27 protein-coding genes are annotated in these 25,921 nt (G+C 66.2%); 10 read left to right on the forward strand and 17 right to left on the reverse strand.

From position 1 onward, the window contains the following. The first annotated feature begins 1 nt into the window (after nt 1). Entirely contained in the window at nt 2–892 is an 891-nt protein-coding gene (locus ACT4ML_RS04440; protein ID WP_444719766.1) for an ABC transporter permease, read from the forward strand. 93 nt (nt 893–985) lie between these two features. After that, entirely contained in the window at nt 986–2,005 is a 1,020-nt protein-coding gene (locus ACT4ML_RS04445) for an ABC transporter ATP-binding protein (protein WP_444719767.1), read from the forward strand. Nucleotides 2,006–2,036: 31 nt separating this feature from the next. On the opposite strand, the gene ACT4ML_RS04450 is transcribed toward ACT4ML_RS04445, so the two are convergent. Then, a complete protein-coding gene (locus ACT4ML_RS04450; RefSeq protein WP_444719768.1) occupies nt 2,037–2,339 on the reverse strand; it encodes a hypothetical protein in 303 nt (100 codons plus the stop codon). A gap of 63 nt (nt 2,340–2,402) precedes the next feature. Here ACT4ML_RS04450 and ACT4ML_RS04455 point away from each other — a divergent pair, with 63 nt between their 5' ends. From ACT4ML_RS04455 to ACT4ML_RS04465, 3 genes are all read left to right on the forward strand, one after another. Continuing rightward, on the forward strand, nt 2,403–2,606 hold the full coding sequence (locus tag ACT4ML_RS04455; protein ID WP_444719769.1) for a zinc ribbon domain-containing protein: 204 nt from the start codon (nt 2,403–2,405) through the stop codon (nt 2,604–2,606). A gap of 107 nt (nt 2,607–2,713) precedes the next feature. After that, complete coding sequence (locus ACT4ML_RS04460; protein WP_444719770.1) at nt 2,714–3,460, forward strand: V-type ATP synthase subunit D; 747 nt, start codon at nt 2,714–2,716, stop codon at nt 3,458–3,460. A 54-nt stretch (nt 3,461–3,514) separates the two neighbouring features. Next, on the forward strand, nt 3,515–3,919 hold the full coding sequence (locus tag ACT4ML_RS04465) for a DUF6276 family protein (protein WP_444719771.1): 405 nt from the start codon (nt 3,515–3,517) through the stop codon (nt 3,917–3,919). Nucleotides 3,920–4,005: 86 nt separating this feature from the next. On the opposite strand, the gene ACT4ML_RS04470 is transcribed toward ACT4ML_RS04465, so the two are convergent. The 4 genes from ACT4ML_RS04470 to pepF all read right to left on the reverse strand — a co-directional run bounded on the left by ACT4ML_RS04470 (nt 4,006) and on the right by pepF (nt 8,412). Further along, a complete protein-coding gene (locus ACT4ML_RS04470) occupies nt 4,006–4,404 on the reverse strand; it encodes a DUF5811 family protein (protein ID WP_444719772.1) in 399 nt (132 codons plus the stop codon). Nucleotides 4,405–4,458: 54 nt separating this feature from the next. Then, nucleotides 4,459–4,944 carry a pyruvoyl-dependent arginine decarboxylase gene (locus tag ACT4ML_RS04475; RefSeq protein WP_444719773.1) on the reverse strand — a complete coding sequence of 162 codons (486 nt, stop codon included), beginning with the start codon at nt 4,942–4,944 and terminating at the stop codon, nt 4,459–4,461. A gap of 287 nt (nt 4,945–5,231) precedes the next feature. Then, nucleotides 5,232–6,464, reverse strand: coding sequence for a proteasome-activating nucleotidase Pan2 (gene pan2 / locus ACT4ML_RS04480; protein ID WP_444719774.1), 1,233 nt, complete (start codon nt 6,462–6,464; stop codon nt 5,232–5,234). A gap of 154 nt (nt 6,465–6,618) precedes the next feature. Further along, nucleotides 6,619–8,412: an oligoendopeptidase F gene (pepF, locus tag ACT4ML_RS04485; RefSeq protein WP_444719775.1), complete on the reverse strand. Its 1,794-nt coding sequence runs from the start codon at nt 8,410–8,412 to the stop codon at nt 6,619–6,621. Nucleotides 8,413–8,583: 171 nt separating this feature from the next. On the opposite strand from pepF, the gene hpt reads away from it, so the two are divergent. Further along, nucleotides 8,584–9,129: a hypoxanthine/guanine phosphoribosyltransferase gene (gene hpt / locus ACT4ML_RS04490; RefSeq protein WP_444719776.1), complete on the forward strand. Its 546-nt coding sequence runs from the start codon at nt 8,584–8,586 to the stop codon at nt 9,127–9,129. A gap of 185 nt (nt 9,130–9,314) precedes the next feature. Then, nucleotides 9,315–10,706 (forward strand): uracil-xanthine permease family protein, encoded by a 1,392-nt coding sequence (locus tag ACT4ML_RS04495; protein WP_444719777.1) that lies wholly within the window; start codon nt 9,315–9,317, stop codon nt 10,704–10,706. Nucleotides 10,707–10,801: 95 nt separating this feature from the next. On the opposite strand, the gene ACT4ML_RS04500 is transcribed toward ACT4ML_RS04495, so the two are convergent. The 7 genes from ACT4ML_RS04500 to ACT4ML_RS04530 all read right to left on the reverse strand — a co-directional run bounded on the left by ACT4ML_RS04500 (nt 10,802) and on the right by ACT4ML_RS04530 (nt 16,447). Continuing rightward, nucleotides 10,802–11,038, reverse strand: a complete 237-nt coding sequence (locus tag ACT4ML_RS04500; protein WP_444719778.1) for a hypothetical protein — start codon at nt 11,036–11,038, stop codon at nt 10,802–10,804. An 81-nt stretch (nt 11,039–11,119) separates the two neighbouring features. After that, nucleotides 11,120–11,977 (reverse strand): tRNA pseudouridine(38-40) synthase TruA, encoded by an 858-nt coding sequence (gene truA / locus ACT4ML_RS04505; protein ID WP_444719779.1) that lies wholly within the window; start codon nt 11,975–11,977, stop codon nt 11,120–11,122. Nucleotides 11,978–12,107: 130 nt separating this feature from the next. Continuing rightward, a complete protein-coding gene (locus tag ACT4ML_RS04510; RefSeq protein WP_444719780.1) occupies nt 12,108–13,085 on the reverse strand; it encodes a M48 family metalloprotease in 978 nt (325 codons plus the stop codon). Between the two features lie 55 nt (nt 13,086–13,140). Then, nucleotides 13,141–13,305: a hypothetical protein gene (locus ACT4ML_RS04515; protein ID WP_175416336.1), complete on the reverse strand. Its 165-nt coding sequence runs from the start codon at nt 13,303–13,305 to the stop codon at nt 13,141–13,143. Nucleotides 13,306–13,456: 151 nt separating this feature from the next. Beyond that, nucleotides 13,457–13,954 carry a hypothetical protein gene (locus ACT4ML_RS04520; protein WP_444719781.1) on the reverse strand — a complete coding sequence of 166 codons (498 nt, stop codon included), beginning with the start codon at nt 13,952–13,954 and terminating at the stop codon, nt 13,457–13,459. Nucleotides 13,955–14,050: 96 nt separating this feature from the next. After that, a complete protein-coding gene (locus ACT4ML_RS04525; protein WP_444719782.1) occupies nt 14,051–14,794 on the reverse strand; it encodes an SDR family oxidoreductase in 744 nt (247 codons plus the stop codon). Between the two features lie 96 nt (nt 14,795–14,890). Then, nucleotides 14,891–16,447, reverse strand: a complete 1,557-nt coding sequence (locus tag ACT4ML_RS04530; protein WP_444719783.1) for a carboxypeptidase M32 — start codon at nt 16,445–16,447, stop codon at nt 14,891–14,893. Nucleotides 16,448–16,683: 236 nt separating this feature from the next. Here ACT4ML_RS04530 and ACT4ML_RS04535 point away from each other — a divergent pair, with 236 nt between their 5' ends. After that, nucleotides 16,684–17,052: a hypothetical protein gene (locus tag ACT4ML_RS04535; RefSeq protein WP_444719784.1), complete on the forward strand. Its 369-nt coding sequence runs from the start codon at nt 16,684–16,686 to the stop codon at nt 17,050–17,052. A gap of 38 nt (nt 17,053–17,090) precedes the next feature. On the opposite strand, the gene ACT4ML_RS04540 is transcribed toward ACT4ML_RS04535, so the two are convergent. Continuing rightward, a complete protein-coding gene (locus tag ACT4ML_RS04540) occupies nt 17,091–18,197 on the reverse strand; it encodes a M20 family metallopeptidase (RefSeq protein ID WP_444719785.1) in 1,107 nt (368 codons plus the stop codon). 65 nt (nt 18,198–18,262) lie between these two features. Further along, nucleotides 18,263–19,906 (reverse strand): protoglobin domain-containing protein, encoded by a 1,644-nt coding sequence (locus ACT4ML_RS04545; protein ID WP_444719786.1) that lies wholly within the window; start codon nt 19,904–19,906, stop codon nt 18,263–18,265. 157 nt (nt 19,907–20,063) lie between these two features. On the opposite strand from ACT4ML_RS04545, the gene ACT4ML_RS04550 reads away from it, so the two are divergent. Together ACT4ML_RS04550 and ACT4ML_RS04555 are read left to right on the forward strand one after the other, a co-directional pair. Next, nucleotides 20,064–21,941: a PINc/VapC family ATPase gene (locus ACT4ML_RS04550; protein ID WP_444719787.1), complete on the forward strand. Its 1,878-nt coding sequence runs from the start codon at nt 20,064–20,066 to the stop codon at nt 21,939–21,941. Nucleotides 21,942–22,316: 375 nt separating this feature from the next. Further along, complete coding sequence (locus tag ACT4ML_RS04555; protein WP_444719788.1) at nt 22,317–23,231, forward strand: NAD+ synthase; 915 nt, start codon at nt 22,317–22,319, stop codon at nt 23,229–23,231. Nucleotides 23,232–23,286: 55 nt separating this feature from the next. On the opposite strand, the gene ACT4ML_RS04560 is transcribed toward ACT4ML_RS04555, so the two are convergent. The 3 genes from ACT4ML_RS04560 to ACT4ML_RS04570 form a co-directional block, all read right to left on the reverse strand. Beyond that, the gene (locus ACT4ML_RS04560) at nt 23,287–23,700 is read right to left on the reverse strand and encodes a hypothetical protein (protein WP_138243655.1); all 414 of its coding nucleotides are present in this window, start codon (nt 23,698–23,700) and stop codon (nt 23,287–23,289) included. A gap of 46 nt (nt 23,701–23,746) precedes the next feature. Continuing rightward, a complete protein-coding gene (locus ACT4ML_RS04565; protein ID WP_006430384.1) occupies nt 23,747–24,040 on the reverse strand; it encodes a MarR family transcriptional regulator in 294 nt (97 codons plus the stop codon). A 242-nt stretch (nt 24,041–24,282) separates the two neighbouring features. Next, nucleotides 24,283–25,893 (reverse strand): long-chain-fatty-acid--CoA ligase, encoded by a 1,611-nt coding sequence (locus tag ACT4ML_RS04570; RefSeq protein ID WP_444719789.1) that lies wholly within the window; start codon nt 25,891–25,893, stop codon nt 24,283–24,285. Between the last annotated feature and the right edge of the window lie 28 nt (nt 25,894–25,921).

Genomic DNA, 25,921 nt, shown 5'->3' on the forward strand with positions numbered 1-25,921 from the left:
AATGACCGGGGACACCGATGCGAACGCACGCGAATCGCCGACCGCACCCGAGCGGGTCGAGGAGTGGTCCCGCTCGGAGACGGCGTTCTCCACACTGGTCGGCAGACCGATCGTCGTCGGCGTCGTCGCGCTGGTCGTCACGTTCCTGATGGTTCCGGTCGTCGTCGCAGGGATCTCCTCGTTCGCGGAGTCGGCGACGAGCGTCTTGCCCCGCGGATTCGTCACGCTCGAGCACTGGCGAAACGTCCTCGGATTCGGCGAGACGGGAGACAACGCGATTCCGGGACTGGCGTTTAGCATCGTGCTCGCGACCGGCGGGATGGTGTTGAACGTGCTGGTCGGGGTCCCGATCGCGTACGCGCTCGCGCGATACGAATTCACTGGCAAGCACTGGGTGAACACGCTCGCGATCCTGCCGATCGTCCCGGGGTTGATTCTGGCGATCGCGTTCGTCCAGACCTATCCGGAACACGGCCGGTCGGCGCTCGGGCTGATGGCCGGCTACTGCCTGCTCAAGTCGCCGTACATGGTGTTGACCGTCCAGAGCTCCTTCCAGTCGATGGACCTCGTTCGACTCGAGGAGAGCGCCCGGTCGCTCGGCGCGTCGTGGCCCCGGACGTTCCTGACGATCATCGTCCCGCACGCAAAGCGGGGGATCGTCGCCGGCTGTATTATCACGTGGACGCTCGCCGCCGCGGAGTTCAACTTCACGTTCAAGGTGGCGAGCGGCAGCCCGGATCCGTTCGCGAAATTCCTCTATCAGAACATCTCGAACGCCTCGCACCTGCAGTCCGCGGCGGCCGTCTCGGTCTACTTCCTGATCGTCGTCGTCGCGATCCTCGTCCTGCAACTGATCGGCAATAGCGGATTCACGACCGCACGACAACGATGAGACGACCACGACCCTACTCAAATCGTCACGGACCGAGTCGAACCGCTCGTCACACCACGCCGTTCGATCCATGTTCGATGGGAGTGATCAGCTGTGAGTGAGGTCGCGCTCGAGTCGCTCACCAAGACGTACGGCGACGAGAGGGCCGTCGACGGGATCGATCTGACGATCCGCGACGGGGAGGTCCTCGGCGTCGTCGGGCCGTCGGGCTGTGGCAAAACGACGACGCTCCGGACGATCGCCGGCTTCGAGACGCCGACTCGAGGCCGGGTGCTGTTCGACGGTTCCGACGTCACGACCGTCCCGCCGGAGGAGCGAAACGTCGGGTTGGTCTTCCAGTCGTACGCGCTGTTCGACACCATGAGCGTCCGCGCGAACGTCGCCTTCGGGCTGAAGATGCGAGGCGTTTCCGCCGCCGAGCGACGGGCGCGAGCCGACGAGTTACTCGAGTTGCTCGGCATCGGCGACCTCGCCGATCGGCGGCCGACGACGCTGTCGGGCGGCCAACAACAGCGGGTCGGCCTCGCGCGAGCGCTCGCGATCGAACCGCACGTCCTCCTGCTCGACGAGCCGATGACGGGACTCGACGCGAAACTCAAGACGCGCCTCCGCGAGGAGATCGGCGACCTGCTCGCCGAACTCGGAGTCACCGCCCTCTACGTTACTCACGATCAGGAGGAGGCCATGGCGATGTGCGACCGCATCGCCGTCTTCGAGGACGGGAGCGTCGAACAGGTCGGAACGCCCGCGGAGATCTACCGCCGTCCCGCGAACGCGTTCGTCGCGAACTTCGTCGGGCGGTCGAACCTGCTCGAGGGAGTCGCCGAGAACGGCCACGTCGACCTCGGGTTCGCGGAACTTCCCGTCGGAACCCGAACCGATGGCGAGGTCAGAGTCGCGGTTCGCCCCGAGGCGTTCGAGATCGGCTCGGGGCCGATTCGGGCCGACGTGGCAGACGTGACCTACCTCGGCGAGCGGACTCACCTCTCGGCGACGCTCCCGGACGAAACGACCGTAACGCTACACGCCGACGGCCTCGACGGCTACCGCACCGGCGACGCCGTGTCGCTCTCGATCGACGAGGACCGGGTTCACGTCCTCGAGTCGGAGTGATCGGGAGAGGGAGGTCGATTCGGAGCGAGCGTTACGAGCGTCGAGTACCCCACTCGTCGCGCTCGTCCCAGTCGAATCCCGTCGTCCGGTCCTCGCGCTCGTCGGGTCGGTGGCCATCGTCCGGGTCAGCGGCCGTGGGGTTGCCGTCGGTACCCCGCGATGGCGAGTCTGGGCCCGACCGCGACGGATCGCGGCCACCCTGCGCTTTGGCAATTCGTTCCGCCTCCTCGCGGTCGACAACGGTCGGGTTCGAGGTTTCCTGATTGATCGCCAGCCAGAGGACCAGTGGAACCACGAGAGAGACGACCAAGAGGATAGCGAAGACGACGGACATGGTCGACGCATACTCGAGGGCCCGAACACAAAGAATTTGTGCATTGACAGGAACCGTTCGACTATGAGAGACGACGATCGCGGCTGTCCGAAGTGCGACCACACGGAGACGGAGATCGACGAAATTTCGACCACCGGAGGCGGTCTGTCGAAAATGTTCGACATCCAGAACCGGAGTTTCATGGTCGTCAGCTGTACGAACTGCGGCTACTCGGAACTCTACAAGGGTCAGTCGTCGGGCAACATGGTCGATCTGTTCCTCGGATAGGTCTCGGTCGGACCGAAACCGACGGCACGGAATCGCACGAATCGGGCGCGTGGGGAGCGCGGAAACTGTAAACAGTTATCCGACTGGGGGCGCTAGCCCCCCACAAGATGGCCAACGACGTCAAGCCCACCCGCAAGAACTTGATGGCGATCGAGGATCGCATCGAGCTTTCCGAGCGGGGACACGGCACGCTCGAGAAGAAACGCGACGGGCTGATCATGGAGTTCATGGACATTCTGGACAAGGCCCAGGACGTCCGCGGCGAGCTCGCCGACGACTACGAGGACGCCCAGAAGAAGATCAACATGGCCCGGGCGATGGAAGGCGACGTCGCGGTCCGCGGTGCCGCATCGGCGCTGCAGGAACACCCCGAGATCACCACCGAGTCGAAGAACATCATGGGCGTCGTCGTCCCGCAGATCGAGTCCTCCAAGGTCACCAAGAGCCTCGACCAGCGCGGCTACGGGATCATGGGCACCTCCGCCCGCATCGACGAGGCCGCCGAGGCCTACGAGGACCTGCTCGAGAGCATCATCCTCGCTGCCGAGGTCGAGACGGCGATGAAGAAGATGCTCCGCGAGATCGAGACCACCAAACGCCGCGTCAACGCCCTCGAGTTCAAGCTCCTCCCGGACCTGTACGACAATCAGGAGTACATCGAGCAGAAACTCGAAGAACAGGAGCGCGAGGAGACGTTCCGCCTGAAGAAGATCAAGGAGAAGAAAGAAGCCGAGGAGAAGGCCGAACGCGAAGCCGAAGCGGCCGCCGAGGCCGAGGACGCCGAAGCGACACAAGACGAACTCGAAGATATACAGCCGGACACCGCCGCACAGTCCCCCGCGGCCAACCAGTAAGTCGCGCCGACTGTCTCGCGTCGTCCCCACCCTGCAATTCACCCACCGACTCCGATGGCCTGTTCTGCGTGCGGTTCAGCCACGATTTCGTTTGCCGTCCCGGCGGAACACCGCCCGGACGCACCGTCGGGAGCCGCCGTCGCATCGTTCTGTCCGCACTGTCTGTCCCTCGAGTCGGCTCCAACGGCAGACGAAGTCACGACCGACGAGCCGGATTTTACACGCGTCAGCGATCGGTTCCCGACACAACCGGAACGTGCGATTCCGCTCGCGCTCGCGATCGGCCTGTGCTCGTCGCTGGCGACGAACCGGGCGGCGATCGAATCGCTGCTCGAGACGGTCGAACGAGCCGGTGCCGATCCGTTACTGGTATTCGATCGACTCAGTGCCGATCCGTCGATCGAGCCGGCGATCGACCTCGAGCGCCGGCGACACCAACTCGAGCAACTGCGCGACTGAATTTCGAGACGCGGCAAAAGCGTGGGTCGGGAGCGACACCCGATGGGACGGCGGTCGAGAACGGATGTCGACGCGACGGTATCGGCTTACTTTCCGGTCGGCCGCACGTTGTTGCTGATGGCCTGTTTCACCTGCAGGGCGGCGCTCGCGGCCAGTCCGCGGGCGACTTCGTTGCGTTCGTCGGCGGTGATGACCTCTTCGGCGGCCGCCGCCTCCTCGAGGTCGGGCGTGAAGCCGGCGCTGACGGCGTGGCCTACCGGCGGTCGGACCGCGACGGTGACCTCCGGGCCGGTCATGCCGCTCGAGACGTCGGCGTCGACCACGTACTCGTTCGGGAGGAACTCGCGGGTTCGGGCGGCGATCCGCGAGACGTCGCGATGGAGCAGTCGTTTCTGCGCGCTCGAGAGGTCAGGAACGTCCGCCGCTGCACGCTGCCCAGCCCCAGTCTCGCCCGGTAGCCCTGCGTACGGCGTATTTCCGTTCATGAGAAGTGTGTGCTCGTATCAATGGGCCGCCGGTTCAAAAGGGTTCGCTTTGGGTCAATCCGAGAGAATCGGCTCGCTGTCGCCGTAGACCGCGAGAACGACGGCCGTGGTGTGCGTACCCGACTCGGCTTGCCGGCTCTCGACGGCGACCTGCGGGTCGGCAAACTCCCAGTCGCGGAGGTCCTGTCCCGCGGCCAGGCCCTCGCGAACCCGCCGTTCGACGTCCTCGCGATCCATCTCACCCGCGGTCTCGTAGAACAGCCCCGGCCCGTCGTCGACGGACTGGGCCCACGCGAGTGCCGCGCTCACGCGACCCGGCTCGGCTGCGGTGGCTCGAGCCTCGACGACGGTCAGACGCTCGCCGGCGGGGCCGAGGTCGGGTGCGGTACCGACAGCCTCGACGTGGGTTTCCGCCGGAATCACGGAAGAAACCGAGACGAGGTTGTAGTTCTCGACGCCGGCGTCCGCGAGCGCGGCGTCGTAGGAGGCCATCGCCGTGGGTGCCGACGCGGAGCCCCAGACGACTCGAATCGTGCTCATATCCGTCCTCAGGGACGAGCGGCGTAAGGCGTTGCGATCCGGATCCGAAACGGGAGCGAAGGCGAACGGAACAACTGTGGAAGACACAGGCGTTGTCAGCCGGTGACTCCAGTCCCCGCTCAAGCGTCGGCGAGGGAACGGTTCGAAGAACCCGACCGATGCCGTTCACCGAGCGTGGCTTCGCCGCGCTCGGGCCGACGAGCGACCATCGGGAGCGAGGAGTGCTTTTGATCGAAATTTTGCCGAGGGCGCGGCTTCGCCGCGTCCGCAGAGTAAAATTTCGGTGGTTACTGATAGAAGTAACCGGCCGACGAGATCACGTCGCTCGAGTCGTCCTCTTCGATCTTCTCGAGAGCGTCGGCGAAGTCCTGATGAGCGACCTCGTTGCGCTCGTTGCGGATGGCGAACATGCCGGCTTCGGTGGCGAGGCTCTCGATTTCGGCACCCGAGTAGCCCTCGGTGTCGTCGGCGAGTGCGCCGAAGTCGACGCCGTCGGCGATGTTCATGTTCCGGGTATGGATCGAGAGGATCTGTTCGCGGCCGTCGCGGTCGGGTTCGGGGACTTCGATGAGGCGGTCGAACCGGCCGGGGCGGAGGATAGCGCGGTCGAGCATATCGAAGCGGTTGGTGGCGGCGATGATGCGGATCTCGCCGCGGGCCTCGAAGCCGTCCATCTCCGAGAGGAGTTGCATCATGGTCCGCTGGACCTCGGCGTCGCCGGAGGTCTTGGACTCGGTGCGGCGGGTCGCGATGGCGTCGATCTCGTCGATGAAGATGATGGCGGGCTGGCGCTCGCGGGCCATCTCGAAGAGGTCGCGGACGAGCCGCGAGCCCTCGCCGATGAACTTGCGGACGAGTTCGGAGCCGGCCATCTTGATGAAGGTGGCGTCGGTCTCGTTGGCGACGGCCTTGGCGAGCATCGTTTTGCCGGTGCCCGGCGGCCCGTAGAGGAGAACGCCGCTCGGCGGGTCGATGCCGACCTCGTTGAAGATTTCGGGCTCGGTCAGCGGCTGCTCGACGGCCTCGCGGACCTCGCGGACCTGCTCGTCGATGCCGCCGATGTCGGCGTAGGTGACTTCGGGCTTCTCGGTGATCTCCATCGACTGCGCGCGCGCGTCGGTCTCGGTGTCGAGGACCGACTGGATCGCAAAGGAGTCGTTGACCGCGACGCGGTCGCCTGGCTCGACGCTGTCGACGATGCGTGAGGAGACATCGGTCAGCACTTCCTGATTGTTGCCGTGCTGTTTGACGATGACCTGCTCGTCATCGAGGACGTCCTCGACGGTGGCGATGTACAGCGACGAACTCTTCAGCGTCTCGTTTTCGCGTTCGACGCGGTCGACTTTCTCCCGGAGGCGCTCGCGACGGTCCTCGGCCTCGTCGAGCTGATCGGAGAGCTGGTCGTTGACGTCGACCAGATCCTCGTAGTGTCCGCGGAGCGCCTCGAGCCGCTCGTCGTCGGGGAGGTCTGAGTCGATATCGCGGTGAGGTCGGTCGGGAATAGACGGGCTTCGAGACATCCTGATGTACGCCGATAGGATTCCGATAGTAAATGTGCCTTTGGGTCCCGGAGGGATTTCTCAGGTGCATATCAGCTGGACCCTTGCATATACCGGGTCGGTCGGCGCGAAGCCGGTTCTGCCCACCCGGATATCGGAGCGGGCGGCCGCCCGATCAGTCGAGCAGCGATTCGAACTCGTCGAGACGCTGGCCGTAGGTCTCGAGCGCGCGGTCGATCGGCGCCGAGGAACTCATGTCGACGCCGGCGATCCGGAGGAGTTCGAGCGGGTACTCGCGGGAGCCTCGGCGGAGGAACTCGAGGTAGTCATCGGCGGCGGACTGGCCGTTCTCGAGCACGTCGTCGACGATGGCGAGCGCGGCGGAGATGCCGGTCGCGTACTGGTAGACGTAGAACGCCCGGTAGAAGTGGGGGATGCGCATCCACTCGCGGGCGATGCGGTCGTCGATGACCGCCGGCTCGTAGTAGTCGTCCTTGAGCCCGCGGTAGAGGTCGTCCAGCCGATCGGCGGTGAGGGGCTCGCCTGCCTCCTCGAGCCGGTGGGTCTCGTGTTCGAACTCCGCGAACAGGGTCTGCCGATAGAGGGTCGAGCGCACCCGCTCTAAGAACTCGTTGAGGACGTGTCGTCGGAACTCGGGGTCCTCGACGGTCTCGAGGAGGTGGTTGGTCAGCAGGGCCTCGTTGACCGTGCTTGCGACCTCGGCGACGAAGATCTCGTAGTTCGAGTAGATGTAGGGCTGTTCGTCCTTGGTGAGTTCGGAGTGCATCGAGTGGCCGAGTTCGTGGGCCAGCGTGTACATCGAGGAGATGTCCTGCTGGTAGTTCAGCAGGATGAACGGCTGGGTGTCGTAGGTGCCACCGGAGTAGGCTCCGGACTGCTTGCCCTCGTTCTCGTAAACGTCGACCCACCGGGACTCGAGCCCCTCGGCGACTCGGGACTGGTACTCCTCGCCCAGCGGCGCGAGCGCGTCGACGACGTACTCGGTCGCTTGGTCGTACTCGAGGTCGGGGCCCTCGTCGCCGGTCAGCGGCATGTAGATGTCCCACATCTGGAGGTCGTCGACGCCCAACGCTCGCTCCTTGAGTTCGGCGTGGTGGTGGAGCTTGTCGATGTTGTCGTGGACGGTGTCGACAAGCGTGTCGTAGACCTCGACGGGGACGTTCGGGCCGTCGAGCGCGGCTTCGCGCGCGGTGTCGTAGTTGCGGGCTCGAGCGGTCTTGACGTCGGCCTTGACGCTGTTCTTGTAGGAGGCAGCGACCGTGTTCCGCATCGATTCCCACTCGTCGAAGTAGCCCTCGTAGACCCGCCGCCGGAAGTCGCGATCGGGGCGCTTGAGCAGGTTCGTGAAGTTGCTCTGGGTGATCTCGACCGCGTCTCCGTCGGGATCTTCGACGGTCGGGAACTCCATGTCCGCGTTCGAGAGCATGTTGTAGACCTCGCCGGTCGCGCCGGTCACTTCGCTCAGATCGGCGAGCAGCGCCTCGACTTCCGCCGAGCGCGTGTGCGGTTTCATCCGGAGCACGTCGTCGACGTAGTGGTCGTAGGTCTCGAGGGCCGGTTCGTCGTCGACCATCGCGTCGAACTCCTCGCGGGTCAGCTCTTGGAGTTCGGGGTCGATGAACGAAGCCGCGGACTGGGCGTCGGCCGCGAGCGACTGCGACCGGGCCGTCAGCGCCTGATACTCCTGGTTCGTCGTGTCCTCGTCGCGACGCATTCGGGCGTAGGCCGCGACCGTCGAAACCTCGCGCATGATCTCGTCGCGGAGTTCGAGCACCCCGAGGAGGGTCTCGGCGTCGTCGGTAACCTGTCCCTCGTAGGCCTCGAGATCAGCGACGCGTTCGGCGACCGCCTCGGCGGCGGCCTCCCAGTCGTCGTCGGTCGCGTAGATGCTCTCGAGATCCCACGTGTATTCCTCGTCGACCTCGGAGCGGTCGGGAACGGAACTCATGGCCCGAATTTCGGAACGAAGATGGTAAAGGGTATCGGACGATGTCATCCGCGTTACCGAGGAGTTCGGCTCCGAGCGACCGCGACAGCGGTCGGATCGGCTATCGAATGCGGCGGGCGGTCGGAACCGGAAGAGCGAACCGCTTTTCACTCCGATTTCCGAATCCGCAGCATGGAGAAACTCCTCGAGTCGTTGGACGACGCACCGATCATCGATAAGGACGGATACGAGTACCTCGTGCACCCGATCAGCAACGGCGTGCCGCGGCTCGATCCCGCCCTGTTGCGGGAAGTCGTGACCGAGGTGATGCAAACCGCGGATCTGGACGTCGACAAGATCATCGCACCCGAGGCGATGGGGATCCACCTCGCGACCGCGCTCTCGCTCCAGACCGACATCCCGCTCGTCGTCATTCGCAAGCGGCCCTACGGGCTCGAGGGCGAGGTCTCGTTACACCAGGAGACGGGCTACTCGGAGTCGGAGATGTACATCAACGACGTCGAAGAGGGCGACCGCGTGGTGATCGTCGACGACATGCTCTCGACCGGCGGAACGCTGGCGGCGATCTGCGACGCGCTCGACGGTATCGGAGCCGACATCGTCGACATCGTCGTCGTGTTACGGAAGGTCGGCGACTCGGCGCTCGACGACACGGAGTATGACGCCACGAGCCTCGTCGACATCACGGTCGAGAACGGCGAGGTAACGATTCACTGACCGACTGAACGACGCTCGTTCGTCTCCCGTTTTCGTCTCGTCGGAATCGCCGGACAGCCACGGTGTCGAATCGCGTTCCTCGCAAACGTATGCACGATTGTGATTATAGTTGCCCCCGGAACGCCGCTCGATGGGCGCATATACGAGACTTTTTGTATATCGATTCGCTACGAGGAGGGTATAGTATGTCGAACGAGACTGACGGGGGCATCCAACTCGAGTACGGCGTCGACGACAAACCGCCGTTACCGAAATCGATTCTGCTCGGCTTGCAACACGTCGCGGTGATGATCGTGCCGGCGACGGCGGTGGCGTACGTCGTCGCGGGCGGGGTCGGACTCGATCCGACGGACACGGCCTACATCGTCCAGATGGTCCTCCTGTTCTCCGGGCTGGCGACGATCGTCCAGGCCTACACCGTCGGCCCGGTCGGCGCGCGGCTGCCGATCGTCATGGGCTCGAGTTTCACCTTCGTGGGCGCGTCGATCTCGATCGGCGCGGACTTCGGGATGGCCGCGGTGTTCGGCGCGATCCTCGTCACGGGCTTTGCCGTCGAAGGTCTCATCGGCTGGCAGTTCAAGCGAATCAAACCCTTCTTCCCGCCGCTGGTGACCGGTCTCGTCGTCGTCATCATCGGTCTCTACCTCGTGCCCGTCGCGATGGACTACGCCGCCGGTGGGGCCGACGCCGCCGACTTCGGCGCGCTCCACCACATCGGCCTCGCCGGGCTCGTCCTCGCGATCGCCGTCGGTCTCAACATGTTCACGCGCGGCGTCACGCGACTGCTTTCGATCCTCGTCGCGATCGTCGTCGGCTACGTCGCCGCGCTCGCCGCCGGGCTCGTCGACTTCTCGGCCGTCGGCGACGCCGCGTGGGTCGCCCTCCCGGCGCCCACCCGATTCGGCTTCGAGTTCGAGCCGATCGCGATCGCCACGTTCGCCGTCCTCTTTCTCGTCTCCGCAATGGAGACCGTCGGCGACATGTCCGGCGTCACGGCCGCCGAGGGACGCAATCCGACGAACGAGGAGTTCCGCGGCGGGCTGTTCACCGACGGGCTCCTGAGTTCGATCGGCGCCGTCTTCGGCGCGTTCCCGATCACCTCCTTCTCCCAGAACGTCGGCATCGTCAACTTCACCGGCGTGATGAGCCGGCACGTCGTCGGCATCGGCGGCGTCTTCCTCGCCGTCCTCGGGCTGAGTCCGAAGGTCGGTGCCGCCGTCACGACGATCCCCAGCGCGGTCTTCGGCGGCGCGGTCTTGCTCATGGCCGGCATGGTCGCCGCCAGCGGCTTCCGACTGGTCATCACGAACGCCGACCTCGACCGCCGGAACACGGTCGTCGTCGCCGTCTCGCTCGGTCTCGGACTCGGCATCGCGACCACGCCCGAAGCGCTCGCGGGGCTTCCGAACGCCGCTGAAACGTTCTTCGGTCAGCCGGTCATCGTCACCGCGCTGTCCGCGCTGGTGCTCAACACGTTCGTTCCCGGCGAACAGAGTCCGCTGTTCGACGCCCGACCCGCCGACCCGGACGCGGATGCAGACGCCGACGCCGCGGCCGTCGACCCCACCGACGACTGAGACGCACTCACCGCGGCTCGCTCGGCCACACCCGCCGGCCGTCGGCTTGCCGGCCCGCTCTTTTGTCGCTCGGCCGCGAACTCGCGAAGCCAGGCCTAGGTCTCCGCGTCGACCGCGGTCCGGACGACGCGGGCGACGCCGAGCATCGCGACGAACGTCCCGGCGAGGACGAGCATGACGAGCAACACGACGCCGAGGGCGGACGCGCCGATCTCGGGGTGGCTCCGCAGCGGCGACGTGAGACGGAGGCCGAAGAAGATCACGAGGAGTCCGGCGGCGACGCGGATCGAGGCGCGCCAGTAGGCACCGTACTCCTCCGGTGAGAGTTCCATGCGCCGACGTGTGTCCGCGGCCCTGAAAAACGCTCCTCTGCGGTTCGGACGACGGGATCGCTCGAGTCGGGGGCCGACCGATCAGCGCATCCCGTCGGCCACCTGTCCGGCGACGCGGGCCCCCGTTCGGCGATCGATGCGGCGACGGTCGAACACGGCTCGAGCGCTCGCGGCCGCGTCGTCATCGATCTCGAAGGCGAGATCGGGGTAGTCCACCTCGGTCAGCACGAGCGGCTCCGGCGGCGCGGGCGCGACTCCCTCGTGGCCGGGCAACGGTTCGGGCTCGAGGACGCGATCGACTTTTTCGAGCGGCGATTCGCCAGTGCCGACCGCGCGAGCCAACGAAACGAGCCGACGGACGAGTTCTCGAGCGAAGCCGCCGGCACTGGCGGTGACGACGAGGTAGTCGTCGTCACGGCGAGCCGCGAGGGACAGCGAGCGCTCGGTATTGCGATCGTCCGGCGTCAGATTGTGCAGGTCGTGGGTCCCGGACAGCGCCTCACAGGCCGCGCGGAACCGGGCGTCGTCGACGGCGGGTGCAGTCGGATCGGCGGCGGAATCGCGCGTCGCTCCCTCGGCGGGCGGGGCGTACAGGTGATAGGTGTACGCCCGGCGGCTCGCGTGGTGGGTCGCGTGGAACCCGTCCGGCGCCTCGGCGGCTGCCCAGGCCCGGATATCCGCGGGCAGTTCGGCGTTCAGCGCCCGCGGCGCGAGCCAATCGGGGGCCTCGAGCGCGATCGTCTGGGCGAGCGCGGAGACGCCCGCGTCGGTGCGGCCGGCGGCGGCGTAGCCCGCGGGCTTGTCGGCGTCGGGCTCGAGGACATCGAGCGCGCGGAGCGAATCGAAAATCGCGTCCTCGACGGTGGGAACGTCGGGCTGGCGCTGGAAGCCGCGGTAGTCCGTCCCGTCGTAGGCGATCCGGAACGCGCGCAGTGGCATGGTCTCGAGTCGATCCAGCGGGGCCAGCGTGTTATACGGTTCGCTGTGTCCCGGCGGCGAGCGCGACGCTCCGTTCGGGTCCGTCTGAAGCGGAGTCCGGTCGCAGCTCCCGGGCGACGGACCGCCGGGGCTACCGGTCGCGCTCGAGCGCCGCGAGCGCGTCGAGTCGCTCGTCCGTCGGCGGGTGCGTTTCGAAGAGGTAGCGCTCGAGCCGGTGGAGCCGTTTTCGAAGCGCCCAGTACGACGGCTCGGTGTCGCCCTCGGGGCCGAGCATGATCTTTTCGGGCTCGGCCGGCTCGAGCGAGATGATCGACAACGAGGAGACGCCCGACGCGTCGCGGAGGTCTCGAGTCGGCGTGTCCGCAATCTCCCGATCTAACCGCCGGAGCGCACTGGCGAGAGCGGCTGGTGAGCCGGTCACCTCCGCGGCGGCCCGATCCGCCGCTTGCTCCCTGACCCGGGAGAGACGGGCCGTGATCGTGCGCCCGACGATCCGAACGCCCACCGAGAGAAACCCCAGCGGGACGGTGACGATCGCGGCCCAGCCGGGGTTCTCGATCCGGTCGATCCGCGAGCCCAGGCCGTCGGCGAGTACGACGGGCAGCGAAACGGCCGTCATGACCATCGCGTCGCGGTTTCTGACGTGGGCGAGTTCGTGTGCGATCACCGCCTCCAGTTTCGCTTGCCCCTCGAGCGCGTCGAGCGCCCCCAGCGAGAGCACCAGATGGACCGACTCCGGTCGGAAGCCGACGGCCAGCGCTTCGGGGGCGTCCCGCTCCGAGACGGCGATCGTCGGCACGGGGACGCCGAGCTGGGCCGCGACCCGGGTCGTCGTCTCGTACAGCTCCGGTGCCGTCTCCCGATCCACCGGGTGGGCGTCCGCGAGCCGCTCGATCGTCTCGAGGTGTCTGTACTCGAGATACCCGATCGTCACCAGCGTCCCGGCGGTGGTGACGGACGCGACGCGGGATGCGAACGCGAACCCGAGAAACGAGAGCACGCCGTAGAACACGGCCCAGACGCCCACGAGCAGTCCGAGCGTGACGACCGCGAGTCCGAGGACGGCGACGACCATCCGTATGCGGAGACCGATCGGGGTTGTGGCCATAGTCGTTGAATCCGAATGACGGATTAAAATGTTGTCGGAGAGACGTTTTCGGGAGCTACTGCTCGAGTTCCTCCGACAAGAGTTCGATAGCGAGGCCGATGACGCCGATGAGGGCGGCAAACAGCATGAATCCGATGCCGGTCCTCTTCGAACTCAGTTCGAGAAACCCACCCAGTAGCACCACAAGTATCGCGAACCGCTGGAGGGCAGCACCGACCATTATCGATCGGTGTGATTAGCCGGACGAATTTCTTGCGGTATCGGTTCGGTATTTTCTACGAACGCGACTTCGATTCGGGTTGGCAGCCAGAATCACAGCCCGCAAACGAAGCAGTCATCGGGAGCCGTTCGGCGGCGCTATCGGTGGCGACTCACAGTTCGTCGCCGGTATCGAACTCGTCCCCCTCGGCGTCGTCGACAGCGGTCTGGTCGATGTCGAACTCGTCGGTCTCGAGTTCCGACCCGCCGACGCCGACCTGGCCCTCCTGAATCTCGATGGTCACGCCCTCCTTCTCGGACGCGGGTCCGGCCCCGAGGAGTCGGGTCGTCGCCGACTCGACTTCCTCGTTGACCGACCAGACGAATCGCAGCACCGACTCGAGTTCGGTGCCGGCCTCGCGGACGCCGCGCTGGGGCGAAATTTCGCCCAGGCTCCGCGCGCCCTCCGGATGGAGGTACTGGATTGGGTGGTCGGTCGGGACCTCCTGCAGGTCGACGTCGAACGACCAGAGGTAGGGCAGGGCCTGAATGGCGTACCCCTGCGGTTTCGGCGCCCGCCGCCCGGCGGCGGTCAGGGCGACGTTGATCGCCGTCGATTCCGCGTCAGTGTCGAAGTACACGCCCGGAGCGCCGGGAATGGATACTCGCATACTCGAGGGAGGGGGCCCGGGACGGGTGAGTCCAGACCCGGCAGTTCCAACCTCCTTTTACGTGTCTCGTGGGGTCCGTCGGCCGATCCGTGCCGCTCAGTGGAACGTCTCGGCGAACTTCTCTCGCGGATTGATATCGAGTTCGCTCACGCTCGAGTGGTCCTGACTCGCGGCGAAGCGGATCGCGGCGGCGATCTCCGCGGGGTCGCTCGCCTCGTCCTCGTCGTACCGTTCGGCGAACGTCTCGCCGTCGGGGGTCTCGAACTCGGAGCGCACCTCGGCGGGGTTGACGATCGTGACCCCGACGTCGGCGTCGCCGATCTGGGCCGCCAGGCTCTTGGCGAAGCCCCGAACCCACCACTTCGTGGCCGCGTAGACGGGGTTAGCCGGTCGCGGGTGGCGGCCGGCGAAACTGCCGACGAAGATCAAGTGGCCGTCGCGTTCGCGGATGTGGGGGATCGCCGCCCGCGTGGCGTAGAAGACGCCGTCGACGTTCGTCTCCTGCATCGTCTCGTAGTCGTCGGTCGACAGCGATTCGACCTCGCTGCCCCGGCCCAGCCCCGCGTTGTTCACCAGCACGTCGATGCCGCCGAACTCATCGACGGTCGCCTCGATCAGTGCGTCGATATCGTCCTCCTCGCGGACGTTCGTCGGGACGACCAGCGTCTCGACATCGTGGGTCGTCTCGAGGTCGTCGGCGAGTTCCCGCAGTCGGTCTTCGCTGCGTGCCGCGAGAGCGACGTTCGCGCCCGCGGCCGCGAGTTCGCGACAGGTCGCCGCGCCGATGCCGGAACTCGCGCCCGTGACGATCGCCGTTCCCTGCTCGAGTGAGTCGGACATCGTCGGCCAATAGGTCGGCATCAACCCTAAAAACGGGGGTCGGGGAACGGTCTCGCGGGCGACGGCGGACGGGAACCGAAATCGCGCGAACGGCGCTCAGTAGTCTTCGAGGTCGTACAGGTCGCCGTACTTCGACTCGACGTACTCGAGGAAGTAGTCCGCGGTCAGCCCGTCGCCGGTCGCGTTCTCGATCAGGTCGGGCGTGACGTACCGTTTGCCGTGCTGGTGGATATTCTCGCGGAGCCAGCCGTTGAGTTCGTCGAACTCGCCCTCGCGGATCTGGTCGTCGAAGGGACCGCGGTCGTCCTCGGCAGCGGCGTACAACTGCGCCGCGAGCACCGAGCCCAGCGAGTACGTCGAGAAGTAGCCGAAGTCGCCGTGGGACCAGTGGATGTCCTGCAGGCAGCCCTCCGCGTCGGTTTCCGGGCGCACGCCGAGGTACTCCTCGTACTTGTCGTTCCACACCTCGGGGACCTCCGAGACCTCGAGGTCGCCCCGGATCAGATCGCGTTCGATCTCGAACCGGATCACGATGTGGAGGTGGTAGGTGAGTTCGTCCGCCTCGACCCGGATGAGGTTGTCGTCGTGGACCTGATTCGCGGCCTCGTAGGCCTCCTCGGGCGTGACGTCCTCGAGTTCGGGGAAGCGCTCCCGCGCGATCGGCAGGAAGTGCTCCCAGAAGGGCCGGGAGCGGCCGACGTGGTTCTCCCAGAGGCGGGACTGGGACTCGTGGACCGAGAGGTCCCGCGCCTCGCCCAGCGGCGTGCCGTAGCCCTCGTCGGGCAGCCCCTGCGTGTAGTTCGCGTGGCCGAACTCGTGGATGGTCGAGGTGATCGAGCCCAAGAGATCGTCCTCCTCGAAGCGAGTGGTCACGCGGGCGTCGAACTGCGTGCCCGACGAGAACGGATGCGGTGCGGTGTCGAGCCGACCGCGATCCCAGTCGTAGCCCAGCGAATCGAGCACGTCCCGCGCGAGGGCTTCCTGATCGTCGTCGTCGAACTCGCCCGCGAACGCGTCGGTCTCGAGGTCCGCGTCACTATCCTGAACGGCATCGATCAGCGGCACCAGGTTCTCCCGCAATCGCTCTAAGACCCGTTCGGCCGTCTCGAGGTCGATGTAGGGTTCGTAGTCCGCGAAGAGAACGGCGTAGGGGTCGGCGTCGGGATCGATGTGCTCGGCGTACTCGCGCTTCAATTCGACCAGTTTCTCGAGGGTCGGCGCGAAGTGATCGAAGTCGTCCTCCTCTCGGGCCTGCTTCCACTTCGGATGGGCGTTCGACGCCGTCGCCGAAATTTCCTCGACGAGGTCCTGCGGGACGCTCGTCTCGCGGTCGTATTTCCGGCGGATCTCGCGGACGACCGCGGCCTGCTCGCCCTCGAGATCACTGCTTTGGGTTTCGCCGCTCTCGTCCCCCGCCAGTTCCTCGAGCAACTCGCCGGTCTCGTCGGCGGTCAGGAGTTCGTGGCTGATCGAGGACAGCGCCGAGAGCTGCTGTGCGCGGGCCGGGGTGCCGTCGTCAGGCATCACGACCTCCTGATCCCACTGCAGGATGCCGGCGGCGTTCCCGATATTCGAGATACGTCGGACTCGGTCTTCGAACTGATCGTAGGTATCGGCCTCGCTCGCATCGCTCTGGGCCTGATCGGTCGCCATAGACGTACCGTTGGCCCGGAAGCGGTATCAACGTCGTGGTTCCGGCGACTCGAGCGCGGACGGTCACCGACAGCAGCCACTCGAGTCGCGAAAACTATCGACTGACGTGATAGTCAATACGCCGTTGTGACGGCGGTGAACGCGACCCTCCCGCGGTGTTCGCGAGTCGATGAGAGACAGACAGAACTTGCAAGCACCGGACTGTTCCGCCGATCTGACGTATGTCGATCCACGCTATGGCACTCACTGGACCAATCGCATCGGCCGTCGTCTTCGTCGTGAGCCTGCTGATCGGCGCGCTCGGCATCTACGCCGGAGCTCGAGTTATCGTGGGGAGAGGTGACTACGATCACGCCATCGTCACCGCGTTGATCGGGGCGATCGTCTGGGCGATCGTCGGCTTCGTCGTCGGCTGGATCCCGCTCGTGGGACCGTTGCTCGCACTCGTCGCCTACATCGGCGTGATCAACTGGCGGTATCCCGGCGACTGGACCGCCGCCGCGATGATCGGGCTCGTCGCGTGGGTCACCGTCCTGATCGCGCTCTATGTCCTCGCCGCGCTGGGAATCACCGGCTTCGAGGCGGTCGGCGTCCCGGGCGTCTGATCGGCCGCCGATCACGGGCCGAGACGGGCGCGGCGGCACTACCGCGCCGTCGGCCACTCCTGTGCGACCCGTCGGTAGGTCTCGAGACACCGCTCGAGGACGGCGATCGAGACGCTCTCGTCGTCGGTGTGGGCCTCGCCGGGTTCGGACGGCCCGTAGATCACGCACTCCGTGCCGGCCCGTGAGAGCCAGCCCGCGTCGGTCGCGTGGGGTTTCGTCACGAGTTCGGGATCGGCGGTCTGGGACGCGGTCGCGGCCGCGAGCACTGCCTTGACGAACGCGTCGTCGTCACACCGCATCGGCGGCAGGTCCTGGTCGACCGTCCACTCGATCCCCTCGAGGTCTGCGACCGACTCGAGAGCGGCGCGCTCGCCCGGTACCGTCCGTTCGTCGACCGTGAACTCGCAACGAGCGGGCACGACGTTCATCGCCGACCCGCCTTCGATCTCCGTGACAGTGAGCCGGCCCGCGAGCGTTTCGCCGGCCACGTCGACGGACGGGGGCTCGAGGTCTCGAACGCGGTCGACGGCCGCGGTGGCGCGGTAGATGGCGTTCTCGCCAGCGTCGGCCTCGCTGGCGTGGGCGGCGGTGCCGCGGGCGACGATCGTACTCCCCCGGCGACCTTTGTGGGCGACGGCGACGTCGGTAACGTCCGGTCCCGAGTAGTTCGTCGATCCCTCCCCGACGACGGCGTAGTCGGGGGCGAACCCCTGCTCGATCGCGTACTGCGCGCCGACGCCGCCGACCTCTTCGCCGACGAAACTCGCGACGACGAGTTCCCCCGCGGGATCGGCCTCGCGGAAAGCGAGTACGGCGGCCGCGAGCGCCCCTTTCATGTCCGCCGTCCCGCGGCCGTAGAGGCGGCCATCGCGCTCCTCGACAATGTACTCGGTCGCGTCAGTGCCGCCGCTTCCGTCGGCCACCTGCGACGCTGCCGGTTCGACGACATCGTGATGTCCCACGAGCGCGAGCGTCTCGGCTCCCGTCCCCTTCCGGGCGATCACGTTGCCGGCGTCGTCTCGCGTCACGTCGGCGTCGGTCTCGCGGCGCAGCCACGACTCGAGGAAATCGCCGGCAGCGGTCGCGTCGTCGTGGCTCGGGATCGAGACGAGATCGCGCGTGAGATCGACGAGCGTCGAAGTCATAGGCGGGGTATCGACGGCTGTGGTGTTCAGTGCAGCGAAGTCCGCGATCGGCCCGGCCCTCGCGATCAGCCGAGCCGTTCGTAGACCGGGACGGTGTCCTCGGCGGCGTCGTCGGTCAGTCGCGCGACCGACTCCCGGACCTCGCAGAGGCTGGCCGTCTGTTGTTGGCTGGCGGCTGCGACCGACTCCGCCGCGCTCGCGACCGTGTCGGCCGACTCCGAGAGGTCGTCGAGCGTCTGCGCCGTCACCTCGACGCCGCGGGCCTGCTGGTCGGCCGCCGCCGCCACGTCCTCCATCCCCGAAGCGGTCTCGCGGGCCGACTCGTGGATCGCCTCGAGCGAGTCGACCGTCTCCCGGACCCGGTTGGTTCCGGCGTCGACGCGAGCGACCGTCTCCTCGGTCGTTTCGACGGTGGCCGCGGCGTCCTCGCGGACGGCTTCGACGGCGGCCTCGATCTCGGCCAGATCCGATTTCGTCTGCTCGGCGAACGACCGGACCTCGCTCGCGATGACGCCCATGGTCTCGCCGCCGTCGGCGTCCGATCTGGTGGACTCGATCTTCGCATTGGCCGCGAGCACCGTCGTCCGTTCCGCGAGGTCGTCGAGGCGGTCGACGATCTCGTCGATCTCGTCCGTCCGCTCCGCGAGCGCGTCGGCGGCGTCGGCGACGCGATCCGTCGCGTCCTCGATCGCCTCGAGTTCGTCCAACGCGTCGTCGGCCGCATCGACGCCCTCGGCGGCGAGTCGTTCGGTCCGGTCGCTCTCCTCGCTGACCTCGTCCGCGACGCTCGCGACCTCCTCGACGGCGGCGCTCACGTCGTTGAGTTCGCCCGCGGCCCGCGTGATACCGGCCGCCTGCGACTCGGTGTGCTCGCTGATCGACTCCGCGCGCCGCGCGACGGCCTCGCTCGACTCGTGGAGTTCGGCGATCGGCCCCTGCACGTCGTTTTCGACCTCTTGAGCGAGTCGTTTGCGGCGTTCGATCGACTCCTCGAGTCGCTGCGCGTAGGAGTCGACGTACGTGTCGGTCGCGACCTGCATGTCGAGATTGATGATCCGCAACAGCGAGAGGACGTCCATCATGCCGTCGTCGATAGCGTCCCTGACCGCCGTCTCGAACGAGTCCTCGAGGCCGTCGTCGGCCGCGTCGGTGCCGCCGCCCAGTCCCAGCGCACCGACGACGCGCCCGAGGCCGCCGTCGTCCTCGGCCTCGCGTTCGGCGGCCCACTCCTCGACGGCGTCGATGACCTGTTGCTGGACCCGCTCGTTCAGCCGGGAGAGAATCAGATCGTAGTAGACGCCGTACTGCCCCACGTACTGTTTCAGGGGCATGTCCAGTAGCTCGTGGAGCTTGCCGATCCGCGCCCGGTTCTTGAAGAACTCTCGATCGTACTCGCCGGCGGCCAACGAGACGAGATACGCCTGCTGGGTTCGCTTGAGGGCGTCGATGTCTTTCGGCGACCGGTCGACGATCGCTCGCGTCTGCTCGTAGTGCAACACGTTCTCGTAGAAGTCGTCGGCGATCGCCTCGGCGTTCGCTTGCACCAACGGCTCGAGGGCCGACAGCCGCCGTTCGTCGTCCTCGTCGAAGCCGATGAACTCCTTTCGCCACGCGATTTCGTCCTCGTCGAGCCCGATGCGATCGACGAGTTCCTCGACATCGAGAAAGCCGTTGAGTCCTCCGCGTCCGAACGTCTGCTGCGGTTGCATGCGGGAAACGTGTTCGGTCGGTCCGGTAAGTTTCCGTGAGTGTTCCCGCTGAATAGGAACACGGGAGAGCGCACACGACACGACGCATGCGGACTGCAACCGACCCCCGTGGAGTTGCTGTGAACACCCTTATAGGCGTACGTGAACCAGTTTACGTATGAACGTCGTGCCGGATACGAGCGTGGTCATCGACGGCCGCGTCTCGGCGACTATCGAAGACGGGCAGTTCGAGGGAGCGACGATCTGCGTGCCCGAAGCGGTCGTCGCGGAACTCGAGGCGCAGGCCAACGACGGGATCGACAGCGGCTGGGACGGCCTCGAAGAGCTCCAGCGGCTGGCCGACCTCGCCGATGACGGAGTTATCGAACTCCGGTACGTCGGCGAGCGGCCGAACGCCATCGAGCGCGGACACGCCTCCGAAGGCGAGATCGACGCCCTCATTCGGGACCTCGCGGAGGAGCTCGACGCGACCTTCGTCACCAGCGATATCGTCCAGGCCGAGGTCGCACAGGCCAAGGGGCTCGACGTCGAGCACGTCTCCCCGGAGGTCCGCGAGATCGGGACGCTGGCCGTCGAGGAGTTCTTCGACGACGAGACGATGAGCGTCCACCTCAAGACCGACGCGGTCCCGATGGCAAAGCGGGGCGAACTCGGCGAGATGCGCTACCAGCAGATCGCCGACGAACCGCTCGACGAGGCGACGATGGACGAGTACGCCCGCGAGGTCGTCGACGGCGCGAAGGAGGCCCCCGACGGCTTCATCGAACTCTCGGAGCCGGGAATGGAGATCGTCCAGTTCCGGGACTACCGGATCGCGATCGGGCGGCCCCCCTTCTCGGACGGCATCGAGATCACCGCCGTCCGCCCGATCGCCCAGACCGACATCGAGGACTACGAGCACGCGGACGAACTGAAAGACCGCCTGCTCGAGCGCCAGCGCGGCGTCCTCATCTCGGGTGCGCCCGGAGCCGGGAAGTCGACGTTCGCGCAAGCGGTCGCCCGCTACATCGCCGATCACGACTACTCGGTCAAGACGATGGAGAAACCGCGGGACCTGCAGGTCGGCCCCGACATCACCCAGTACACGGAACTGGGCGGCGAGATGGCCAAAACCGCCGACGCCCTGTTGATGGTTCGGCCGGACTACACCATCTACGACGAGGTCCGCAAGACCGACGACTTCGAGGTCTTCGCTGACATGCGACTGGCCGGCGTCGGCATGATCGGCGTCGTCCACGCGACGCGGCCGATCGACGCGCTCCAGCGGCTCGTCGGGCGGGTCGAACTCGGGATGATTCCCCAAGTCGTCGACACCGTCGTCTACATCGAGGCCGGGGAGGTCAACACCGTCTACGACGTGAAGACGGAGGTCAAGGTCCCCGCAGGGCTCACCGAGGAGGACCTCGCTCGCCCCGTGATTCAGGTCACGAACTTCCAGACTGGCGAGCCCGAGTACGAGATCTACACCTTCAACCGACAGGTCGTCACCGTCCCGCTGAACGACGAGGACGGCGGCCCCGGCAACGAGTCCGGTGTCGACCGCATCGCGAAACAGGAGATCGAACGGGAGATCCGCTCGATCGCGCGAGGCTACGTCGACGTCGAACTCAAGAGCCAGGACAAGGCCGTCGTCTACGTCGAGGAGGACGACATCTCGAGCGTCATCGGCAAGGGCGGCGGCCGCATCACCGACGTCGAGAACCGACTGGGGATCGACATCGACGTCCGGACCCACGACGAGAACCCCAACTACGGCGCGGGCGGCGGTTCCGGCGGTGCCAGCGCCAACGGCGGCGGGGGCGGCGGGTCGCAGGCCGGCCAGATGGTCCAGCCCGAGATCACCTCGCGACACATCGTCATCCCCGTCGACGGCAACCAGGGCGAGACGGTCGAAGTGCAGGCCGCCGGCGACTACCTCTTCACCGCGACGGTGAGCCGCGGCGGCGAAATCCAGGTGTCACGCGGGAGCGCGATCGCCGAGGAACTCGAGCAAGCGATCGACCGGAAGGACCCGGTGACGATCGTGCCGTCGTAAGCAGGCGAACTGCGAGTCAGTGAGCGAGGGTGTTTTTTGATGCGGATTTTCGGGAGCAACGAGCGAACGTGTACGTGTAAGACGCAAATCTCGCGCGGGCCCGATCGCGTCGGACCTCGAGCGGACCGCGGCGCGCGCGAGGAAAGTTGGTCGACGATCGGTCCGGCGAAGCGCCAGACGAACTGAACGGCCTGTCGCATCCGTACAGAAACGGACGCATCTCGAGCGGTCGAAGTGGACAATCTGTCGGAAATAGCGGCGACGCCCGACCGAGTGCGTGCGAACCACCCGCATAATTCCAACGTAGCCAAGCATTAGCTTCATATATGAGACAATCGTTTGGGCAAAGTGAGTACAACAGAGTGATTCCAACGCATGAGTGTCGATAGGAAGACGTTCGTCTATTCGGGAATCGAACGCACGAACGGGCCGTTTCTCACGGACCGCGGGTCGCTCGAGGCGCTCCGCGAGCGAATCGTGGCCGATATCCAGACGCGGGTCGCCGACGCCGGAGCCGACGGCGTCGTCGTGGCCATGAGCGGCGGGATCGACTCGACGCTGACGGCGGCGCTGGCGGTCGACGCCGTCGGAAACGACCGCGTGCTCGGGCTGGGACTGCCCTGTACCAAAACCGATGGAGCCCACGTCAGCGACGCCCGCACGATCGCCGAGGGAATGGGCATCGAGTTCGAGGAAATTCAGTTGCGACCGCTCCTCGAGGCCTTCGACGGGACGGTCGCGAGCGCCCTCGAGTCGGACGCCGAGGGCGGAACGCCCGACGAGCGAACCCACGAGATCGGGAACGTCACTGCGAGGTTGCGGATGATCGCCGCCTACTACGCGGCGAACCGCCAGTCCCGACTCGTCATCGGCACCGCGAACCGCTCGGAGCGACTGCTCGGCTACTTCACCAAGTACGGCGACGGCGCGGCCGACGCCTATCCGATCGGCGACTGCTACAAGACGGAGGTCCGGGCGCTCGCGAAACACGTCGGGCTTCCCCGCCGGATCGTCAGCAAGGAACCGACGGCGGGCTTTTGGGCCACACAGACCGACGCCGGCGAACTCGGCGCGCGGTACGACGTCATCGATCCGTTGCTCTATCGACTCGTCGAGAAGGGGCTCCCGCTCGAGGACGCTATCGGCGAACTGCGGATCGATCGCGAGACGGCCGAAGACATCGCGGCTCGCTACGCCGACACCGCACACAAACGGACGACGCCGCCGACGCCGGGAATCGCCGGCCGCGACGACGAGCGGGTCGGTGACGGCACGGATTCACTCGAATAACAGACGCCCGCAGTCGCGGCGTCGCGATCAACCGGTCGCGGCGCACTCGGCGGGCTCAGCGCTCGGCGTCGGTGCCGTAGAGATCCGGGTTGCGCCACCAGAACAGTCCCCACGACAGGAGGAAGCCGCCGGCCATCGCGAGGACGTCCTGCAGAAAGCCGGGGAGACCGAGCCCGACGATCGCGACGAGCGCGATGGCCGAGCCCAGCGCCGCCCCCGCCACGACGAACAGACAATCGCCGACGATTCGCGCCCGCGAGTGCGTCCAGTAGTGTTGTTTATCCGCGTCGTACCAGACGCCGACGTAGATCAGTACCGGCGACATGGTCGTGATGACCGTGATCGATCGGTACGCCTCGGGGAGCCCGTTCGGGAGCAAGACGAGCCAGTTGAGCAGGTTCGCGATCAACGCCGCCAGAAACAGCCCGACCAACAGCCAGCCCCATCGCGGCAGCCGCTCTTTATCCATATCGAAACCCGATCACCGCTGGAAAATAATCCTGCCGTTCTCGCCGTTATTCAGCGCAGCACGCGTCTTTCTTCGGGGACTCCTCGACGCCGTTCCCGTCGGCCGCGACCGGTTCCTCGAGCCGGTAGAGACTCTGTCGGGCGTCGGCGAAGTAGATGTCCTCGTCGACGATCCCGATCTCTTCGAGGCGCTCGAGCGCGTATCGTACCGTCCGGGCCGAGAGCATCGATTCCTCGACGATCTGTTTCTGGGTCAGTGGCCCGTCGTACTCGAGAACCTTGAAGACGAGTTTCGCACTCGGTGGCAAGTCTTCGATCGCCTCCCCGTCGGTCTCTGCCATATTACGAATCGAAAGGCCCCAGCAGTATAAAAGTTGAGCCTTACCGGACAGAAAATCGTACTAGATTGCGTGACGGTTTTGCCGGGAAAGTGAGCGCTGAGGCGACGAAAAGCCGAATACGAGGAACGGCCGCGATCGGTCGAAACCGGTCATAAATGACGATACTCACCACGAGCAGCTATTCGGTCGACCGGTTTCGCAACGAGTTCGACTGGCAGTACATCGGACGGATTTGCCGGTGGTCACCCCTCGCCGATCATCCGGTCCTCGTCGGCCCACTCGCGCTGGCGCAGTTCGTACTTCTGAGTTTTCCCGGTCGCGGTCGTCGGCAGTTCCGCGACGTACTCGACGCGGCGGACGACCTTGTAACTTGCGAGTCGATCGCGAGTGAACTCGGTCAGTTCGTCGGCCGAGACCGGCGGATCGTCGGGATCGCCGTTCGACGGCACGACGAACGCCTTCGGCGTCTCGCCCCACTCGTCGCTCGGCGCGGGAATCACCGCCGCGTCCGCGACCGCGTCGTGGTCGAAGAGGGCGTCCTCGAGTTCGATGCTCGAGATGTTCTCGCCGCCGGAGATGATGATGTCCTTCTTGCGGTCCCGGATCGCGATCATGCCGTTTTCGTCGACCGTTGCGAGGTCGCCCGTGTGGTAGTAGCCCTCGACGCGGTCGTTGAAGGCCGTCTCGGTCTCCTCGGGCTTGTTCCAGTAGCGGTCCATGATCTGGTTGCCCCGGACGACGATCTCGCCGAGGGTCTGATCGTCGCGGGGGACGTCCTCGCCGTCCTCGTCGACGACGCGAACGTCGGTACCGAGGACGCCCATCCCCTGCCGTTTCTTGATCTCGAAGCGGTTGTCGTCGGTCATGAGCCGCTTCGCGTCGGAAATGGTGATCAGCGGGCCCGTCTCGGTCGCCCCGTAGAGGTGTTTCAGGTACCAGCCAAAGCGATCCTCGACGGCCCGGATCGTCGCCTCCGGCGGCGCGCTGCCGGCGGTCGTGACTCGGACCTGCTGGTCGCCCATCATCGCCGGCTCACCCTCGCTCTCATAATAATCGATCAACTGGTTGAGCACCGCCGGGGCGGCACAGAGGAAGGAGACGTCCTCCTCGCGGATCGAGGAGACGACCTCGTCGGGGTTGACTCCGCGCGTACAGACGTGGGTGGCACCCATCCCGGTCACCGCGTAGATGTGGCCCCAGCCGTTGACGTGGAACATCGGCAGCGTCCACAGGTAGGTGTCGTCGTCGGTGATTTCGTGGTAGATCGACATCAGATAGGCATGGAGCGTCTCGGTCCGGTGGGTGCGACAGACGCCCTTCGGATCCCCCGTCGTCCCCGAGGTGTAGTTGATCGTGATGATCTCGTCCTCGCTCATCTCCGGCCGCTCGAACGCGGTGCCCGCCTCCTCGAGCACAGCGTCGAACTCCTCCCAATCGCCCTCGACGGCGTCAGCATCGTTCGTCACGAACGTCTCCGTCGGCACCTCGTCGCGGATCGCTTCGATCTTCTCGGCGTACTCGTAATCGGCGAAAATCGCGTCGACGCCCGCGTCCGAGAGGATGTACTCGTAGTCGGCCGGCTCGAGCCGGTAATTGAGCGGTGTGTGGACCGCGCCGAGTTGCATCGCGCCGAAGGCCGCCTCGAGGTGGTAGTGGGTGTTCGGGTCGAGGACGGCGACGCGGTCGCCCTTTTCGATGCCCCGATCCTGCAGCGCCGCGGCGAACCGGTCGGCCCGCTCGCCGAACTCAGCGTAGGTGAATCGGTCGCCGTCGGTCCCCACGATCGCTTCCTCGTCCCCGTAGTAGCTCCGCGCCTGCTCGAGGAAATCGGTGACAACGAGTGGCCGTTGCATACCTCACGGTTTTTGTTTATCACTATTA

The organism is Natrinema sp. LN54 (assembly GCF_052439245.1).
In the GTDB taxonomy this organism is placed as follows: domain Archaea; phylum Halobacteriota; class Halobacteria; order Halobacteriales; family Natrialbaceae; genus Natrinema; species Natrinema versiforme_A.

Excerpts from the sequence above, each read along its gene's own strand:
- ACT4ML_RS04440 (WP_444719766.1), top strand. The coding sequence starts at position 2 with ATGACCGGGGACACCGATGCGAACGCACGCGAATCGCCGACCGCACCC.
- ACT4ML_RS04450 (WP_444719768.1), bottom strand. The coding sequence starts at position 2,339 with ATGTCCGTCGTCTTCGCTATCCTCTTGGTCGTCTCTCTCGTGGTTCCA.
- ACT4ML_RS04455 (WP_444719769.1), top strand. The coding sequence starts at position 2,403 with ATGAGAGACGACGATCGCGGCTGTCCGAAGTGCGACCACACGGAGACG.
- ACT4ML_RS04460 (WP_444719770.1), top strand. The coding sequence starts at position 2,714 with ATGGCCAACGACGTCAAGCCCACCCGCAAGAACTTGATGGCGATCGAG.
- ACT4ML_RS04465 (WP_444719771.1), top strand. The coding sequence starts at position 3,515 with ATGGCCTGTTCTGCGTGCGGTTCAGCCACGATTTCGTTTGCCGTCCCG.
- ACT4ML_RS04470 (WP_444719772.1), bottom strand. The coding sequence starts at position 4,404 with ATGAACGGAAATACGCCGTACGCAGGGCTACCGGGCGAGACTGGGGCT.
- ACT4ML_RS04475 (WP_444719773.1), bottom strand. The coding sequence starts at position 4,944 with ATGAGCACGATTCGAGTCGTCTGGGGCTCCGCGTCGGCACCCACGGCG.
- pan2 (WP_444719774.1), bottom strand. The coding sequence starts at position 6,464 with ATGTCTCGAAGCCCGTCTATTCCCGACCGACCTCACCGCGATATCGAC.
- pepF (WP_444719775.1), bottom strand. The coding sequence starts at position 8,412 with ATGAGTTCCGTTCCCGACCGCTCCGAGGTCGACGAGGAATACACGTGG.
- hpt (WP_444719776.1), top strand. The coding sequence starts at position 8,584 with ATGGAGAAACTCCTCGAGTCGTTGGACGACGCACCGATCATCGATAAG.
- ACT4ML_RS04495 (WP_444719777.1), top strand. The coding sequence starts at position 9,315 with ATGTCGAACGAGACTGACGGGGGCATCCAACTCGAGTACGGCGTCGAC.
- ACT4ML_RS04500 (WP_444719778.1), bottom strand. The coding sequence starts at position 11,038 with ATGGAACTCTCACCGGAGGAGTACGGTGCCTACTGGCGCGCCTCGATC.
- truA (WP_444719779.1), bottom strand. The coding sequence starts at position 11,977 with ATGCCACTGCGCGCGTTCCGGATCGCCTACGACGGGACGGACTACCGC.
- ACT4ML_RS04510 (WP_444719780.1), bottom strand. The coding sequence starts at position 13,085 with ATGGCCACAACCCCGATCGGTCTCCGCATACGGATGGTCGTCGCCGTC.
- ACT4ML_RS04515 (WP_175416336.1), bottom strand. The coding sequence starts at position 13,305 with ATGGTCGGTGCTGCCCTCCAGCGGTTCGCGATACTTGTGGTGCTACTG.
- ACT4ML_RS04520 (WP_444719781.1), bottom strand. The coding sequence starts at position 13,954 with ATGCGAGTATCCATTCCCGGCGCTCCGGGCGTGTACTTCGACACTGAC.
- ACT4ML_RS04525 (WP_444719782.1), bottom strand. The coding sequence starts at position 14,794 with ATGTCCGACTCACTCGAGCAGGGAACGGCGATCGTCACGGGCGCGAGT.
- ACT4ML_RS04530 (WP_444719783.1), bottom strand. The coding sequence starts at position 16,447 with ATGGCGACCGATCAGGCCCAGAGCGATGCGAGCGAGGCCGATACCTAC.
- ACT4ML_RS04535 (WP_444719784.1), top strand. The coding sequence starts at position 16,684 with ATGGCACTCACTGGACCAATCGCATCGGCCGTCGTCTTCGTCGTGAGC.
- ACT4ML_RS04540 (WP_444719785.1), bottom strand. The coding sequence starts at position 18,197 with ATGACTTCGACGCTCGTCGATCTCACGCGCGATCTCGTCTCGATCCCG.
- ACT4ML_RS04545 (WP_444719786.1), bottom strand. The coding sequence starts at position 19,906 with ATGCAACCGCAGCAGACGTTCGGACGCGGAGGACTCAACGGCTTTCTC.
- ACT4ML_RS04550 (WP_444719787.1), top strand. The coding sequence starts at position 20,064 with ATGAACGTCGTGCCGGATACGAGCGTGGTCATCGACGGCCGCGTCTCG.
- ACT4ML_RS04555 (WP_444719788.1), top strand. The coding sequence starts at position 22,317 with ATGAGTGTCGATAGGAAGACGTTCGTCTATTCGGGAATCGAACGCACG.
- ACT4ML_RS04560 (WP_138243655.1), bottom strand. The coding sequence starts at position 23,700 with ATGGATAAAGAGCGGCTGCCGCGATGGGGCTGGCTGTTGGTCGGGCTG.
- ACT4ML_RS04565 (WP_006430384.1), bottom strand. The coding sequence starts at position 24,040 with ATGGCAGAGACCGACGGGGAGGCGATCGAAGACTTGCCACCGAGTGCG.
- ACT4ML_RS04570 (WP_444719789.1), bottom strand. The coding sequence starts at position 25,893 with ATGCAACGGCCACTCGTTGTCACCGATTTCCTCGAGCAGGCGCGGAGC.